Source organism: Curtobacterium sp. MCPF17_002, assembly GCF_003234115.2.
Taxonomy (GTDB): domain Bacteria; phylum Actinomycetota; class Actinomycetes; order Actinomycetales; family Microbacteriaceae; genus Curtobacterium.
The window spans coordinates 777,912-791,724 of record NZ_CP126251.1; the positions used below are offsets into that span (position 1 = coordinate 777,912).

A 13,813-nucleotide genomic window follows, 5' to 3' on the forward strand; every position below is an offset into this window, starting at 1 on the left:
GCCGTCGTTCCGGCCCGAGCCGGACCACCGGTCGAAGCCCTGCTTGAGCACGTCACCCCGTGACGGACTGCACGTCATCCCGTGACGGACTGGAGGCGCGGTACCGGCCCGCACCGCGCCTCCAGTCCGGACGTGGTCGCGACCACCGCACCGACGGAACGTCCGATGCCGGGCCGCCGCGCTGTGCCGACCCGCCGCACAACGGAAGTCACCTCGAACCGCAGCGTCCCGCGGTTCGGCGTGACTTCCGTTGTGCGCTGCGGCGCACGGCGCTCGCACCGGGCCGTCAGTGGCGGGCGCTCGGCGCCGCGGTGACGGTGAACTCGTCGAGGTTGCGGAGCGCTTCGCGCGCGTGCTCGGCCGCGTGCGCGGCCGTGGCGCTCGCACCACGCAGGTCGTCGCCGTCGACCTCGGCGGTCGCCGACCCGGTCAGGCGGTGTCCGACCCAGCGGAGTCGGACGTCCCGGACCGCGCGGACGCCGGCGGTGTCCTCGACGGCGTGCTCGAGACGGTGTACGAGCTCGGGGTCGACGGCGTCCATCAGGCGCGCACCGATGGACTTCACCGTGCCCCAGAGCAGGATCACGATCGAGACCGCGATGAGGAGGCCGATGACCGGGTCCGCCAGCGGGAAGCCGAGCATGACACCGACGGCGCCGAGCACCACGGAGAGCGACGTGAAGCCGTCGAGACGCGCGTGCACGCCGTCGGCGACGAGGGCGGCCGAGCCGATGCGCTGCCCGACGCGGATGCGGTAGATCGCGACCGCCTCGTTGCCGGCGAAGCCGATGACGCCGGCCGCGACGAGCAGCCACGGGTTCTCGATCGGACGGGGGTGCACGAAGCGGTCGATCGCCTCCCACCCCGCGACGACCGCGGAGAGGGCGACGACGAACACGATGAACATGCCCGCCAGGTCCTCGGCGCGGCCGTAGCCGTACGTGTAGCGGCGGGTGGCGGCGCGGCGGCCGAGGACGAACGCGATCCAGAGCGGGACGGCGGTCAGGGCGTCGGCGAAGTTGTGGATTGTGTCGGCGAGCAGGGCGACGGACGACGTGAACACGACGAGGACGAGCTGCAGCACGGTGGTGCCGAGCAGGACGAACATGCTGATCTTGAGCGCGCGGACGCCGGCGGTGGAGGCCTCCATCGCGTCGTCGATCGAGTCGGCGGAGTCGTGGGTGTGCGGCACGAACAGGTCGTACAGGAAGCCCTTCACGCCGCCGTGGGGGTGGGCGTGCTCGTGGTCGTGCGTGTGCGTGTGCGCGTGGTCGTGGGCGTGCTCGTGCTCGTGCGGGTGGTCGTGGTCGTGGCCGGAGTGCGTGTGCGCGTTCATGCGCTCGTGGCCGCTGTCCGGTGGTGGTGCGGCGCGTTGCCGACCGCGTGCTCGGCCTGCTTGACGGCGTCGACGACCAGCTCGGAGGCATGCTCGTCGGTGAGTCGGTAGAACACCGTCGTGCCCTCGCGCCGTGTCGAGACCATCCGCGCCAGCCGGAGCTTCGCGAGGTGCTGCGACACCGCGGCCGGGCTCTTGTCGACGACGTCGGCGAGGTGGTTCACGGACATCTCCTCGGCGTTCCGCAGCGCCAGGACGATCCGCACGCGGGTGGCGTCGGCGAGCATGGCGAAGACCTCCACCGCGAGTTCGACGTACTCCGACTCCGGGCTGAGCCCGCACATCTGCTTGTCTGCATGCACACGCAGATTATGCGACGCGCGGCCGGTGCACCGCAAGTACGCGCGTCAGCCGCAGTCGTGCGACGTCAGCAGCAGTCGCAGTCGTCGGTCTCGCGTTCACCCGTGAGGGCAGCGACGGGTTGCTTGCACGCGTCGCCACGCCACGCCTCCAGCCCCTCGCGGACGGCGAAGACGACCACGACGAGCCCGGCCACCGGGTCGGCCCACGTCCAACCGAACAGGGTGTTGAGCAGCAGGCCCACCAGGACCGCGGCGGACAGGTAGCTGCACACCAGCGTCTGCTTCGAGTCCGCGACGGCCGAAGCCGAGCCGAGTTCCGTGCCGGTGCGGCGCTCGAGCAGACTGAGGAACGGCATCACGGCGAGGCTCACGGCCGCGAGCACGATGCCGGCCGTGCTGTGCTCCGGTTCGCGGAGGCCGGTCAGCGTGAGCGCAGCGTCGACCGTGACGAAGAGCGCGAGTCCGAAGAAGGACACGGCGATGACCCGGAGCGCGGTGCGTTCGCGTGCCTCCGGGTCGCGGCCCGCGAACTGCCACGCGACGGCGGCGGCGGAGAGGACCTCGACGATCGAGTCCAGGCCGAAGCCGATGAGCGCGGTCGACGACGCCACCGATCCCGCGGCGATGGCGATGACGGCCTCGACCACGTTGTAGCTGATCGTGGCCGCGACGATCCACCGGATCCGACGCCGGAGCACGGCCCGGCGCGCAGTCGCAGTCGCGGCCGCGGGGGCGGTCGGGGTCGCAGCCGCAGCCACAGCCGCAGCCGCGGGGGCGGTCAGGGTTGCAGCCGCAGCCGCGGCCGTGTCGGTCGCGACGCGCGGTCGGGTCGGCGTCGTCTCGCTCATGCGCCGGGTCCGCAGCAGAGCGGGACGTCACAGTCCTCGTCGGTGCAGCCGCTGCCGTCGTCGACCGCCAGGACCACGTCGACGAGGGACTCCAGCGCGCGGCTCAGGTGCGCGTCCGCGATCTCGTACCGGGTGCGACGGCCCTCGGGCACGGCGAGGACGATCCCGCAGCCGCGCAGGCAGGCGAGGTGGTTCGACACGTTCGTCCGGGTGAGTCCGAGTTCCGCCGCGAGCTCCGCCGGGTAGCCGGGGGAGTCGAGCAGGCGCAGCAGGAGGCGGGAGCGCGTCGGATCGGCGAGGGCGCGTCCGAGGCGGTTCATGACGTCGAGCCGGGGTGCGGCGGTCAGCATGCGTCGACTGTACAGCCGAGGCTGACCTGTTGGAAGGTCTGCGGTCAGTGGTGCTGGCGACCGCGCAGCCGCGAGATCCCGAGCACGATCCCGACGACGACGATGCCCAGCACGAAGCCGGCCAGCGCCGAGATCGCAGTGTCGACGATCCACGTGACGACCGGCCCGGCCGCCTCGATCGCGTGCTCGATCGCGTGCAGCAGGTCGTACGGGCCGCGCCAGAACGTCTCCGCGAGGTTCGCGATGACGAGGTGTCCACCGACCCAGAGCATGGCGACGGTGCCGACGATGCTGATCACCCGGAAGACGGCCGGCATCGCCCGGACGATGCGCGCACCGGTCCGACGGGTCCGACGGACGGGGTGCTTCATCATCTGCAGGCCGATGTCGTCGACCTTCACGAGCAGGGCCACCGCGCCGTACACGAGCGCGGTCATGCCGAGCCCGATCAGCGCCAGGGCGCCCACCGTCGGCCAGAACCCGAGGTCCGTGTCGAGGCTCGCGAGCGCGATGAGCATGATCTCGGTGCTGAGGATGAGGTCGGTCCGGATCGCCCCGAACACGAGCTTCGGCTCGCTGGACGGCGCCGCCGACTCGGCCTCGTGGTGGGTGCCGAACCACTCGATGACCTTCTCGGCGCCCTCGAAGCACAGGTAGGTGCCGCCGAGGACGAGGAGCCACGGCAACACCCACGGCGCGAACGCGGTGAGCAGCAGCGCGATCGGGATGATGATGACGAACTTGTTGAACAGGCTGCCGAGGGCGATGCGCCACACGACGGGCAGCTCCCGCGCCGGCGCGAGCCCCTGCACGTACTGCGGGGTCACGGCGGCGTCGTCGATGACGACGCCGGCGGTCTTCGCGCTGGCCTTCAGGGCGGCGGCGAGGATGTCGTCCACCACGGCGAGCAACCCGACTGACATGACCGTTCCTCCACTCGTCACCTGTCTGCATGTACAGACCAGCGGCTCACAGACTAGGGCCTGGAGGCGCGGTGCCAGACCGCACCGTGCCTCCAGGCCCTGATGTGGCTCGCCCTGATGTGGACGGCCTGGATGCGGCGGTATCGGCTTGGCCGGCCGCGGCGACGCGACCTCAGAGGTCGAGTCGGTTCCAGACCTGTTCGCCGCGGCCGTCGTCGGGTTCGGGGTGGGCGCGGGTGGCGGCGGGGTCGCGGACGAACCCGAGGCGCGCGGCGACGGCGAACGACGGCGCGTTCCAGGCGCGGATCGTCGCCCAGAGCCGGACGTACCCGGCTGTTCGCGCGGCGTCGACGACGGCGCGGGCCGCCTCGGTGGCGTGGCCGTGGCCGTGTGCTGCCTCGAGGAACTCGTAGGCGAGCTCCGGCTCGGCGGCGGTGGACCGGCCGACGACCAGCCCGCAGTACCCGAGCGCGGTGCCGGTAGCGGCGACCCGGACGGGGTGGAGCGGGAGCGGGGTGCCGACCGTCGCGGCCAGCGCTCGGACGGACGCTGCGGCGGACTCGGCTGTGGGCCGGCCCGACGTCCGGGGAGTCGGCGGTTCACCGCGACGGGCGGCTGCGGCGCTCCGTTCCGCGACGAGGTCGGCGTACCAACCGACGTCGTCCGTCAGCCAGCCGTCGAGGACGAGGCGGTCGGTCCGGAGCAACGACGGGAGCGGCCGCATCAGTCCAGGCAGAACTCGTTGCCCTCGACGTCCTGCATCACGATGCACGACTCGTTCACCGCGTCGGCCGTCATCCGCCGGAACTGCGTCGCGCCGAGGGCGATGAGCCGGTCGCTCTCGGCGTCGAGCGCCGCCAGGCGTTCGGCGCCGACGAGACCCGTGCCGACGCGCACGTCGAGGTGGACCCGGTTCTTCACGACCTTGCTCTCGGGCACCCGCTGGAAGAACAGTCGCGGACCGACGCCGTTCGGGTCCTGGCAGGCGAACGCCGAGCCCTGGTGCTCCGGCGGGAGCGAGTGGTCGAACGCCTCCCACGAGTCGAACCCCGGCGGTGGTGCCGGCACCACGTACCCGAGCACCTCGCACCAGAACCGTGCCACCCGCTCGGGGTCCGCACAGTCGAACGTCACCTGCACCTGCCGCACCGTCGCCGCCATGCCGTCACCCTAGGCTGAACGCCGCTGCCGTGTCGTCCGTATGCTCGCGGCATGGCTGACTTCACCGCCGCGCAGGCCGCCGTCGTCCGGATCGAACGCTCCGAGGAGGGTCGCTGGGACCTCTCGGTGATCAGCGACGCCGGTGTCGCGATGGGGCACGGCGTGTACCTGTTCGACGCCGCGCACGACGACGCCGAGGACGAGCAGGCCGCTGCCGCGGACTTCCTGCGGCAGTACGGGTTCCGTTTCGAGCGCGAGGCGGTCGTGGGGGACGGGCCGGACGCGTACTGGGCGCCGCTGCTGCCGCTCGACGCGCGGTAGCGCTGGCGGGCGCGGGCGCGGCGCTGGCGCGGGCGCGGGCGCAGGCGGCGCGGGCGCTGGCGCTCGGCGCGCTCGCGCGCGTGCCGGCGCCGCCACCGTCACTGCAGCGCCGAGGCCTCGAAACCGATGAGCCACGTGACGCCGAACGCGTCACGGACGATGCCGTCCCAATCGCCCCACGGCCGCTGCTGCAGCGGGTCCACGACGGCGCCGTCTGAGGCGAGGTCGTCGAACCACCGGCGCAGGACGTCCGGTTCCGCGGCGCCGAGCAGGGAGAAGAGGACCCCGGTCGCTCGGAACGGGGTCTCGCCGATGGCGGTGTCGGCGGCGAACAGCTGCAGGTCGCCGGCGAGTTGCCCGTGCGCGACCGCGTCGGCCGGGCCGTCCGTGCGGGAGAACTCGGCGAACGTCGCGATGCGCACCTCGCCGCCGAACACCCCCTGCCAACGCTCGAGCGCCTGGCGCGCGCTGCCGTCGAACTGGAAGTAGGGCGAGGGCCCGTTCAGGTTCATGCCCGGACGATACCGCCGAGGTGTCACGTCCACCAGGGTCGATCGGCCCTGCGGCCCCGCGGCCGCTCAGCCGAGCAGGTCGATCGCCCGGTCGACCGCGTCCTCCGGCCGCCCCTCGCCGTGGGTCGCCCACCAGGTGAGCGCCGCGTTCGTCGCAGCCGCCAGCGTGTTCGCCCGGACGACCACCGCGAGGTCGTCCACCGATCCGCCGTCCCGTTCCGCGATGAACCGCACGATCGCGTCGGTGAGCCTCGTGATCGTGGCGTCGCCGCCTCGCTGCAGGGACGGGTTCGACCGGATGACCCGGAGGCGGTGCCGGGTCACCTCGAGGGCCGCGTCCGGGAACGACGCGCCGACCCGGTACGCGGCACGGAGCGCGGTGGACGAGGGTTCGTCGGCCGGTCGTCCCCGCAGCGCCTCGGCGAACCGGGTGGCGAACTCGTCGAGGCCGCCCCACACGAGGGCTGCCTTGCTCGGGAACAGCCGGAACAGCGAGCGACGACTGATCCCGGCGGCCGCGGCGACGTCGTTCATCGACACCGTGTCGAACCCCTGCTCGTCGAAGAGTCGGAGCGCGACCAGGGACACGGCGTCCGGGTCGATGGTCCGCGGTCGTCCGGTCGGCCGGTCGCTCGTCGAGCTCATGGAGTCCTTTCGGCACTGAGTGCTATAACGATCACGGCGCAGCGAGCGCCTCTCAGTGAGGAGACCACATGACCGACACCACCGCCGGACGGTTCGCCGGCAGGACCATCATCGTCACCGGAGCGGGTTCCGGGATCGGACGCGCCACGGCGACGCGCATCGCGAACGAGGGCGGCCGCGTGGTCGCGACCGACGTCGTCGCCGAGCGGCTCGACGTCCTGCGCGACGAACTCGCCGGGCTCCAGGTCGAGACCGTGGTCGGCGACGTCGCCGCAGCGGAGACCATCGACGCGCTCATCGCCGCCGCCGGCGAGCGGATCGACGGCCTCGCCAACATCGCGGGGATCATGGACGCCTTCCTGCCGCCGAGCGAGGTGGACGACGCCACCTGGGATCGCGTGTTCAGCGTCAACGTGACCGGTCCGATGCGACTCACCCGCGCCGTCCTGCCGGTCATGATCGCCGCCGGTCGGGGTGCCGTCGTGAACGTCGCATCCGAGGCTGCGCTCCGAGCCTCGGCGGCCGGCGCCGCGTACACGGCGTCGAAGCACGCGATCGCCGGGTTCACGAAGAGCGTCGCGTTCTTCCACGGACCGCAGGGCATCCGCGCCAACGCGGTCGCCCCGGGTGCGGTCGCCACGAACATCGATGCGCCGATGCGCAGTGAGTACGCCGCCGGTCGCGTCGGCCCGATCATGCAGGTCGCGATCCCGCCGGTCGCGCAGCCGGAGCAGCTCGCGGCCGCCATCACCTGGCTGCTCAGTGACGACTCCGCCAACGTGAACGGGGCGGTGCTGCCGAGCGACGGTGGTTGGTCCGTCGTCTGACCAGCGTCACCACCTGACGGACTGGAGGCGCGGTGCCAGCTGGCACCGCGCCTCCAGTCCGTCAGTGGGTCGCGGTGACGTTCCTGCCCATCGCGCCCGGAATGGAAAGCGGAATCGCGCGTAGGGGGTCGGAATTTCCTGCCTCCGATGCGCGATTCGTCTCCCGATGCGCGGAGCGACCTCCTACGAGCGGAACGACCCCCTACGAGCGGAACGACCCACTACGCGCGGAAGGGCCTTCGACGCGCAGGACGGCAGCGAGTCAGGCGCGGAGGACGGCGGCGACGGCGGCGACCACGACGGCGCGGCGTCGGGCAGCGCCGACCTCGTCCGTGAGGCGGGCGTACTCCGGGGTGGCCCCGCTCCAGAGCGCGGCGGTGTGGATCACGATGCCGAGGAGCTCGGCGGGAGAGAAGGTCGTCGGCAGCCGCCCGGCGTGCTGGGCCTCCTCGATCGCCCGGAGCTTCCCGGCGTTGCTCCGGACGACGGCGTCGATCGGCTGCTGGGAGTCGCCTCGCTCGAGGCGGTACCAGGTCGCCAAGCGCTGCACCCACGGGCGCCTGGCGTACGAGTCGTGCAGCCGCCCGGCGTACTCCGCGAGGTCGTCCGCGTCGATCGTCACCTCGTCGAGGGTCTCCGCCACCATGGCGTCGAAGACCGCGTCGAACAGGCCGTCCTTGCTGCCGAAGTAGTGGTAGATCTGCGCCTTGTTGCTCGCGGCGGCCGCGGCGATCCGGTCCACACGGGCACCGGCGATCCCGACCGCCGCGAACTCGTCACGAGCGGCGAGGAGGAGTCGGGCGCGGGTGGCATCGGCATCGCGGGGCATGGGCACGTCGTCATGCTATCAACCGGATGGTTGACAACGGGAGACGGCGGGTGTTCCATGAGCACTGTCAACCAAACAGTCAGTTAGGAACTCCATGTCAGTCATCCTCGTCACCGGTGCCGCACGCGGCCTCGGCCGATCGATCGTCACCGCGGCGCTCGCCGCCGGACACCAGGTCGTCGCCGGCGTCCGCGACCTCCACGCGCTCGACGACCTCACCGCCTCCGGCCGCACCGCACCGGGCGCCGCGCTCGTCTCCGTCGCCCTCGACGTCACCGACGCCGACGCCGCGCGGGCAGCGGTCCAGACGGCGGTCGAACGGTTCGGCCGGCTCGACGTGCTCGTCAACAACGCCGGGTACGCGAACCTCGCCAGCATCGAGGACGCCGACCCCGACGACTTCCGGGCCCAGGTCGAGACCAACCTCTTCGGCGTCGTCACCCTCAGCCGGGAGGCCGTCCACGTCATGCGCGAACAGGGCTCCGGGCACATCGTGCAGGTGTCCTCGGTCGGTGGCCGCATGTCCACCCCGGGCCTCGGTGCCTACCAGACCGCGAAGTGGGCCGTCGGCGGGTTCTCCTCCGTCCTCGCGAAGGAGGTCGCCCCCTTCGGCGTCCGCGTCACCGTCCTCGAACCGGGTGGGATGCGGACGGACTGGGCCGGTCCGTCGATGCGCGTCGCCCCGGTGCGTCCGGAGTACGAGTCGACCGTCGGGGTGTCCGCGCAGATGCACGGCGGCACGAGCATCGGCGCGAGCGACCCCGACCTCGTCGCCGGTCTGGTCCTGCGGGTCGTCGCGATGGCGGAACCGCCGCTCCGGCTGCTCGTCGGACCGGACGCGTTCGAGCACGGGACCGCAGCCGGCCGCGCGCTCCTCGCGGAGGACGAGCGTCACGAGGCGCTCAGCCGGTCGACGCAGGCCGCGGACGCGACGCCCGAGCAGCTCGACCCGCTGGCACACGCCTGAGCCGGTCCGTCCGCGACCGCGGCACACGACGACGGCGCACCCTGCTGCAGGGTGCGCCGTCGTCGTCGTGGTGCGCGTCGCGGGACGCGTCGTTGCGCACCGCGACGCGGGTCGGTCAGCCGCGGTGCCGGCTCCGCCGGACGCTGCGGATGCCTCGGATCCCGAGGAGTGCCAGCCCGGCCGCGAGCAGGCCGGCAGCCCACCCGATCGGCGCGGAGGTGTCCGCCCCGGTGTAGGCCAGCTGGTCCGCCGTGGCGACCGGTGTCGCCGTGGCGACCGGGTCGATCGTCCCGGAGACGATGGGCGTCTCCTGGATCACCACGGGGATCGCGGTGACGTCGGTCTCCGGCTCGGTCGGGGTCTCGGGCGTCGTCGGCGTCTCCGGGGTCGTCGGGGTGGCCGGCGTCGTGGGCGTCGTGGGCGTGGTGGGGGTGGTCGGCGTCGTGGGCGTCGTCGGCTCGGTCGGCGTCGTGGGGACGGGGACGACCTCGACCGTGAACTGCGTGGTGACGCAGCCGACGGTCAGGCTGATGACGTGCGGCGACGCGTGCGCGAAGGTGACGGTGAAGCCGGTCGCCGTCTTGACGATGACGTCGGAGTCGTAGTCCGAGGTGACCTCGGCGAGGTCGGTCACGTCGACACGGTTCCAGTTGGCGTCGAACGCCCAGGGCACGATCGTGACGGAGCCGCCCTCGTCGGCGCTGATCGGCCCCGGCGCGGTGGTGCCGTCCGGTGCCACCCAGGTGTACTCGTCGTCGGCGGCAGCGGGGACGCTGTACACGGCGGCGCCGAGGTGCTGGGTCTCGCCGGTCTCGACGGTGATCCGGATCCACTGGCTCGCCGAGCCGCAGTCGTTCGTCGCGGTCACCTGGGCGGTGAAGGTCCCGGCGATGGTCGGCGTGCCACCGAGGACGCCGTTCCGGAACCAGAGGCCGTCGGGCAGGTCGACGGGCGAGCCCTCGACCGTGGTCATCGTGTACTCGGCGTCGTCCGCGTGCTGGGCCCGGAGGTCGGCGTGGAAGCGGTGGCCGGCCTGCACGGCCGGGAGCACGACGGGGGAGTCCTGCGACGACGCCGTCGCGTAGGTCGGTGCCTGGTCACGGTCGTCGCCGTGGCCGGGCTTCCCCGGCTTGTGCGAGTCCGCCGGTGTGCTCGGCGTGGGGCTCGACGTCGGCGTGGAGGGTCGGCGCGACTCGGTCGGCGTGGACGGCGTGGCCGTCTCGGACGCGGCGGGCGCCTCGCTGACGGCGGGGGTCTCGTCGGCACCCGTGGTGGTGGGTGCAGTCGGGGTCGCCGGTGCTGCGGGCACAGCGGGTGCGGCGGCCTCCGGGGACGCTGCGGCCGCCGGTGTCGCCACGACGGACGGCGTGGCGGTCGGCGTCTTGGCGGGCGGTGCCGTCGTGGTCGGCGCGGCCGGGCTCGTCGTCGGCGTCGTCGCCTTCGTCGTGCTCGTGACGGCGGACGTGGACGCGTCGGCGGGTGCGGACGTCGACGTCGACGTCGCGGTCGACGTGGTCGCGCCGACGGCCATCGCGGGGACGATGCCGAAGGCGCTCGAGACCAGCACGGTGCCGGTCGCGGCGGTGATGAGGGCCGCGGTGCGGCAGCTCTGACGGTGCTTCATCGGGTGGGGCTCCTCGACGTGCGTGCCGGCTGGTGACAGCCGGAGCCGGTCGTCGGGTACGACCGGTGCAACGGAGCGTAGGCATGCTTGGAGGCGCCCAGGAGGAGTCCTGCGGGATGCCGAACGCGACCTGTGGGACCACGCAGCCCCGGGGTTTCCCGCAATCCCGCACCCGACGACGCGTCCGGCGTTGCGGGGCCGTGACGTGCCTCCAGGCCGCCGTCAGCGCTCAGACGGCGGCGAGTGCGCCCATCTCGCCGACGACGGTGCGGAGCCGCGCCGCGAGCTCGTCGGTGTCGCGCACGGTCTCGCGGTGCGCGACCTCGGTGAGCGCCGACATCACGAGCGCGACCGCGGTGCGGGCGGTCTGCTCGTCGGTGCGGGCGCCGACCGTGCTGAGGAGCGACTGCCGGGACTCGGCCATCCACTGCATGACCATCGGGGTCATCTCGGGCCGGAGTACGAGCAGTTCCTTCATGCGGCGGCGATCCTGCGACAGCGGCACGGTCCGGGCGACGAGTCCGCAGAGGTCGTCGACGAGCCTGCCGTCGGCGGTGGCGAACCACTCCGCGGCGGACGGCGGCACCTCGACGGTGTCGAGGCCGAGCGCCGCGTGCGCCTTCGAGGTGAAGTAGTTGAAGAAGGTCCGCGGTGACACGTCGGCCCCGGAGCAGATCTGCTCCACGGTGACCCCGTCGAGGCCGTGCGCCGACACGAGCGTGAGCGCTGCGTCGTGCAGTGCCTGCCGTGTCTGCTGCTTCTTCCGTTCGCGCAGCGTGCACGGCTCCGTCGCCGTGGTCGCTGCCGGAGTGGTGGTCACGAGGACTCCCTGTCTGCGGATGGTGCGGATGCGGATGGTGCTGGTTGGTGGGGCGCCCGCCCGGAAAGGGGGCACGGACGGACGCCCCGGTCGGTCACCGACGCTGGGTCGGAGTGGATCCGGTCATCGGACCGGTGAAGGAACCCGCCTCGGCGGCGGCCATGCCGGCGGATGCCTCGAGCTCCGCTTCGGCCTCGGCCGACCCCGCGGCGTCGGCACGCTCCTGCAGGGCGGAGCGCTGACGGAGCGGCGGCACCCGGAAGAACCAGGTGAGGACGAACGCCAGCAGGATGACCCCGAGGCCGACCCAGTAGATCGTCACGGACGAGGCGTTGAAGCCCGCCATGAACGGCCGGGTGAGGCGGCTGTCGGCGCCGGTCAGGAACGAGGTGTCGTTCGTGCTCGTGGCGCTGTCGTTCTGGGTGCTGCCGTCGTCGATCTTCTTCGCGAGCTCCGGGGTGAGCTCCTGCACCCAGTACGAGCGCTGCGCGGCGTTCGACCAGTCGACGGACACGGTGTCGCCCTGCACGGAGGCGTGCGCCTGGACGGCCACGGCGTCGCGTGCGGCGGACTCCGCGGCCGGGGTGGCCGCGGTGACCTGCTGGGCGATGACCGACGGGGCGGCGGCTGCCGGGACCGTGCCGGCGGCGACCTGCTGCTGGACGGCCGCGGTGACCTGCTCGGTGACCTGTGCGACGGCGGCCCGGTCGGCCTTCCCCACGGCGGCGTCGAGCTGGGACTGCACGGTCTTCGTCAGCGGGGTGACGACGGGCGTCCAGATCTTGTCCATCGCGCCCTGGTTCGCCTTCGCGGTGGCGACGGTCGGGTTGAGCGCCGCGTCGAGCGCGGGGCCGAGGTCCTTCTCGTTCGCGGTGGCGTGCAGGATGTTCGCCGGCATCACCGAGAACAGGATGGAGAGCAGCACGGCGGTGCCGAGCGTTCCACCGATCTGGCGGAAGAACGTGGCCGACGACGTCGCGACGCCCATGTCCCGGGCCTCGACGGAGCCCTGCGAGGCCAGGGTCAGCGACTGCATGACCGAACCGAGGCCGAGACCGATGAGGAACATGCCGATCATCAGGAACCAGAGCGGCTTGTCGATCGTCATGAACGTCAGCACGACGTAGCCGACCGAGACCAGGCCCGTGCCGATGACCGGGAAGATCCGGTAGCGGCCGACCCGGGCGACGATCTGACCCGAGGTGATCGACGCGATCATGAGGCCGCCGACGAGGGGCAGCGTCGCGAAGCCGGACTCCGTCGGGGTGAGGCCGACGACGATCTGCAGGTAGAGGGGGATGGTCAGCATGGCGCCGAACATCGCGAAGCCGACGAGGAACCCGATGACGGTCGCCATCGAGAACGTGCCGGACCGGAACAGCTTCAGCGGGATGATCGCCGCGTCGCCCATCTTCGACTCGATGAGCAGCAGCCCGATCAGGCCGACGACACCGACGACGTAGCAGGCGATGGCGGCGGGGGAGCCCCAGCCCCAGGTGCGGCCCTGTTCGGCGACGAGGAGCAGCGGCACGAGGGTCACGATGACCGAGGTGGCGCCCCACCAGTCGACCTTCGGCTTCGCGGCGTCGGCCCCGTGCACCTTCGGCAGGTGCAGGAAGACGATCACCATGATGAGCGCGGCGATGCCGATCGGCACGTTGATGAGGAGCACCCAGCGCCAGCCGGTGATCCACAGGATCTCGGAGGTCCCGGCGAGCAGGCCGCCGATGAGCGGGCCGATCACGGAGGAGATGCCGAACACGGCGAGGAAGTAGCCCTGGTACTTGGCACGCTCACGCGGGGCGAGGATGTCGCCCATGATCGCGAGCGGCAGGGACATCAGCGCACCGGCGCCGATGCCCTGCACGGCGCGGAAGCCGGCGAGCATGAGCATCGAGGTCGACATCGACGACAGCACGGCGCCGAGGATGAACACCACGATGCCGAAGATGTAGAGCGGACGGCGGCCGAAGATGTCCGAGAGCTTGCCGTAGATCGGCGTCGCGATCGTCGAGGTGATGAGGTACGCGGTCGTCACCCACGCCTGCTGGTCGAGGCCGTGCAGGTCGTCACCGATCGTCCGGATCGCCGTGCCGAACACCGTCTGGCCGAGGGACGACAGGAACATGCCCGCCATCAGCCCGTAGATCACGAGGAGGATCTGGCGGTGGGTCATGAGCGGCTGCTGGCCGGGGGCGCCGGAGGCCGCGGTGGCCTCGGCAGCGTGCCGTCCGTGCTGCACCGTGACGGGTGCGGTGGCGGTCATCGAACTCCTTTTTCGTGCTGTG

Annotated in this window: 16 protein-coding genes; 3 read left to right on the top strand and 13 right to left on the bottom strand. The window is 72.1% G+C overall.

Going from position 1 to position 13,813, the window contains the following annotated elements; translation table 11 throughout:
• Window positions 1-286: 286 nt before the first annotated feature.
• The 7 genes from DEJ28_RS03790 to DEJ28_RS03820 form a co-directional block, all read right to left on the bottom strand.
• Window positions 287-1,336, bottom strand: a complete 1,050-nt coding sequence (locus tag DEJ28_RS03790) for a cation diffusion facilitator family transporter (RefSeq protein ID WP_111116750.1) — start codon at window positions 1,334-1,336, stop codon at window positions 287-289.
• Window positions 1,333-1,698 carry an ArsR/SmtB family transcription factor gene (locus tag DEJ28_RS03795; protein WP_284180770.1) on the bottom strand — a complete coding sequence of 122 codons (366 nt, stop codon included), beginning with the start codon at window positions 1,696-1,698 and terminating at the stop codon, window positions 1,333-1,335. The genes DEJ28_RS03790 and DEJ28_RS03795 overlap by 4 nt, the downstream gene beginning before the upstream one ends.
• A gap of 65 nt (window positions 1,699-1,763) precedes the next feature.
• Complete coding sequence (locus DEJ28_RS03800) at window positions 1,764-2,546, bottom strand: cation diffusion facilitator family transporter (protein ID WP_111116751.1); 783 nt, start codon at window positions 2,544-2,546, stop codon at window positions 1,764-1,766.
• Complete coding sequence (gene cmtR, locus DEJ28_RS03805) at window positions 2,543-2,896, bottom strand: Cd(II)/Pb(II)-sensing metalloregulatory transcriptional regulator CmtR (RefSeq protein ID WP_111116752.1); 354 nt, start codon at window positions 2,894-2,896, stop codon at window positions 2,543-2,545. Before cmtR ends, DEJ28_RS03800 begins: the two co-directional genes overlap by 4 nt.
• A gap of 44 nt (window positions 2,897-2,940) precedes the next feature.
• Window positions 2,941-3,819 carry a DUF808 domain-containing protein gene (locus DEJ28_RS03810; protein ID WP_111116753.1) on the bottom strand — a complete coding sequence of 293 codons (879 nt, stop codon included), beginning with the start codon at window positions 3,817-3,819 and terminating at the stop codon, window positions 2,941-2,943.
• A 172-nt stretch (window positions 3,820-3,991) separates the two neighbouring features.
• Complete coding sequence (locus DEJ28_RS03815) at window positions 3,992-4,543, bottom strand: GNAT family N-acetyltransferase (protein ID WP_111116754.1); 552 nt, start codon at window positions 4,541-4,543, stop codon at window positions 3,992-3,994.
• The gene (locus tag DEJ28_RS03820) at window positions 4,543-4,980 is read right to left on the bottom strand and encodes a VOC family protein (protein ID WP_111116755.1); all 438 of its coding nucleotides are present in this window, start codon (window positions 4,978-4,980) and stop codon (window positions 4,543-4,545) included. The genes DEJ28_RS03815 and DEJ28_RS03820 overlap by 1 nt, the downstream gene beginning before the upstream one ends.
• 51 nt (window positions 4,981-5,031) lie before the next feature.
• Here DEJ28_RS03820 and DEJ28_RS03825 point away from each other — a divergent pair, with 51 nt between their 5' ends.
• Window positions 5,032-5,301, top strand: a complete 270-nt coding sequence (locus DEJ28_RS03825) for a hypothetical protein (protein WP_181433806.1) — start codon at window positions 5,032-5,034, stop codon at window positions 5,299-5,301.
• A 98-nt stretch (window positions 5,302-5,399) separates the two neighbouring features.
• On the opposite strand, the gene DEJ28_RS03830 is transcribed toward DEJ28_RS03825, so the two are convergent.
• Together DEJ28_RS03830 and DEJ28_RS03835 are read right to left on the bottom strand one after the other, a co-directional pair.
• The gene (locus DEJ28_RS03830) at window positions 5,400-5,813 is read right to left on the bottom strand and encodes a VOC family protein (protein WP_111116757.1); all 414 of its coding nucleotides are present in this window, start codon (window positions 5,811-5,813) and stop codon (window positions 5,400-5,402) included.
• Between the two features lie 66 nt (window positions 5,814-5,879).
• A complete protein-coding gene (locus DEJ28_RS03835; RefSeq protein ID WP_111116758.1) occupies window positions 5,880-6,458 on the bottom strand; it encodes a TetR family transcriptional regulator in 579 nt (192 codons plus the stop codon).
• A gap of 68 nt (window positions 6,459-6,526) precedes the next feature.
• On the opposite strand from DEJ28_RS03835, the gene DEJ28_RS03840 reads away from it, so the two are divergent.
• Entirely contained in the window at window positions 6,527-7,285 is a 759-nt protein-coding gene (locus DEJ28_RS03840; RefSeq protein ID WP_111116759.1) for an SDR family NAD(P)-dependent oxidoreductase, read from the top strand.
• A gap of 262 nt (window positions 7,286-7,547) precedes the next feature.
• Here the strand turns inward: DEJ28_RS03840 and DEJ28_RS03845 are convergent, their stop codons facing one another.
• Complete coding sequence (locus DEJ28_RS03845) at window positions 7,548-8,114, bottom strand: TetR/AcrR family transcriptional regulator (protein WP_111116760.1); 567 nt, start codon at window positions 8,112-8,114, stop codon at window positions 7,548-7,550.
• 94 nt (window positions 8,115-8,208) lie between these two features.
• On the opposite strand from DEJ28_RS03845, the gene DEJ28_RS03850 reads away from it, so the two are divergent.
• Window positions 8,209-9,081: an SDR family NAD(P)-dependent oxidoreductase gene (locus DEJ28_RS03850; RefSeq protein WP_111116761.1), complete on the top strand. Its 873-nt coding sequence runs from the start codon at window positions 8,209-8,211 to the stop codon at window positions 9,079-9,081.
• Between the two features lie 115 nt (window positions 9,082-9,196).
• Here the strand turns inward: DEJ28_RS03850 and DEJ28_RS03855 are convergent, their stop codons facing one another.
• The 3 genes from DEJ28_RS03855 to DEJ28_RS03865 form a co-directional block, all read right to left on the bottom strand.
• The gene (locus DEJ28_RS03855) at window positions 9,197-10,705 is read right to left on the bottom strand and encodes a hypothetical protein (protein WP_181433807.1); all 1,509 of its coding nucleotides are present in this window, start codon (window positions 10,703-10,705) and stop codon (window positions 9,197-9,199) included.
• A 229-nt stretch (window positions 10,706-10,934) separates the two neighbouring features.
• The gene (locus tag DEJ28_RS03860) at window positions 10,935-11,525 is read right to left on the bottom strand and encodes a TetR/AcrR family transcriptional regulator (protein WP_111116763.1); all 591 of its coding nucleotides are present in this window, start codon (window positions 11,523-11,525) and stop codon (window positions 10,935-10,937) included.
• Between the two features lie 94 nt (window positions 11,526-11,619).
• A complete protein-coding gene (locus tag DEJ28_RS03865) occupies window positions 11,620-13,791 on the bottom strand; it encodes an MDR family MFS transporter (protein ID WP_111116764.1) in 2,172 nt (723 codons plus the stop codon).
• Between the last annotated feature and the right edge of the window lie 22 nt (window positions 13,792-13,813).